Source organism: Mesorhizobium sp. M7A.F.Ca.US.005.03.2.1 (assembly GCF_003997795.1).
Classification (GTDB): domain Bacteria; phylum Pseudomonadota; class Alphaproteobacteria; order Rhizobiales; family Rhizobiaceae; genus Mesorhizobium; species Mesorhizobium ciceri.
In genome coordinates this window covers 1-1,241 of the sequence record NZ_RZRP01001258.1, presented here as the reverse complement: position 1 = coordinate 1,241, position 1,241 = coordinate 1, and the positions used below count along the sequence as shown (strand labels likewise).

At 65.9% G+C, this 1,241-nt stretch carries 2 protein-coding genes; both read right to left on the bottom strand.

Features of this window, described 5'->3' with window-relative positions; genetic code table 11:
• Positions 1–432: FAD-binding protein (locus tag EN991_RS36805; RefSeq protein ID WP_127370553.1), on the bottom strand; the 432-nt coding region annotated here is incomplete at its 3' end.
• Between the two features lie 128 nt (positions 433–560).
• Positions 561–1,241, bottom strand: a 681-nt coding sequence (locus EN991_RS36800) for a DUF3422 family protein (RefSeq protein ID WP_127370552.1), incomplete at its 5' end; no start/stop codon positions are given.

The window sequence follows — 1,241 nt, the reverse complement described above, 5'->3', positions numbered from 1 at the left end:
GGCGTAGTAAAAGCCCTCCTGCTCGACGGCGGTGGTGATGCCGAGATTGGTGACGCCCGGCTGGGCAACGACGACGCGATTGGGAAAATCGATCCCGAGGATACGGTTGAAACGGCTCATGACCAGCAGCACCGCGTCCTCGAGCGGCAGCGCCCCGCCCGACAGCGAGGTGCCGGAGCCGCGCGGCACGACGCGGATGTTGCGGTCGTTGCAGTATCTCAGCACGCGCGAAACCTGCGCCACCGTTTGCGGCAGCACGACAACCAGCGGCAGCTGCCGATAGGCGGTCAGGCCGTCGCTCTCGAAAGCGCGCATGGAATTGGCGGCGTCGACAACGCCCTCACCCGGCACGATGATGCGCATGTCGGCGACGATCTCGTCGCGCCGGCGCATCGTGGCATCGTCTGGTTTCGGCATGGCCAGGCCGGACATCAGCAGCCTCATTTCGCTTGACTGGTCAAAATCTTTTACCAGTGAAGCGCGTTGGGTGCAAATCCTGTAATGGCGGCGAATCCAACTTCAAGGCGGAGACAGGCTTACGCAGCGGCAATCTGCCGCTGCTATTCGCCGGGCGGCTTGCCGGGTTCGGAGTGCATCCGGCGCACGCGGCGCACGCCCCACCAGACCAGCAGGATGGCGACAGGCACCGAAGCAGCGGTAATGATCTCCGGCGCGAAGGCATGGCCGAAGATCGAGGCGCCCTTGGCGACATAGCCGACAAGGCCGACCACATAATAGGAGACGGCGGCGACCGAGAGCCCCTCGACGGTCTGCTGCAGGCGCAATTGCAGGCGGGCCCGGTTGTTCATCGAGGCAAGCAGGTCGCGGTTCTGCTTCTCGACCTCGACATCGACCCAGGTGCGCAGCAGCGTCGTGGCGCGGGTCAGTTTTCGCGATAGATTTTCCTGCCGCTCCTCGACCGAGCGGCAGGTGCGCATTGCGGGCGCCACACGGCGCTGCAGGAACCCGCGCCATGTGTCATAGCCGGGCACAGCCTCTTCCTCGAGTGCGTCCAGCCGTTCGCCGACGATGCCGTCATAGGCGCGGCTGGCGCCGAAACGGTAAAGGCTCGACGCCGCGTCCGCCTCCAGCTCCGCCGCAAGTTCGGTCAGATCGGCCAGCAAGGTCTGGCTGTCCCGTGTCCCGGCGACCTTCATCTCCAGCGTGGTCTGCGCCAGCCGGTCTTCGATGCGGCGGGCGCGGCCGGACAAGGTCAACGCCAGCGGCAGGCCGAGCATGGC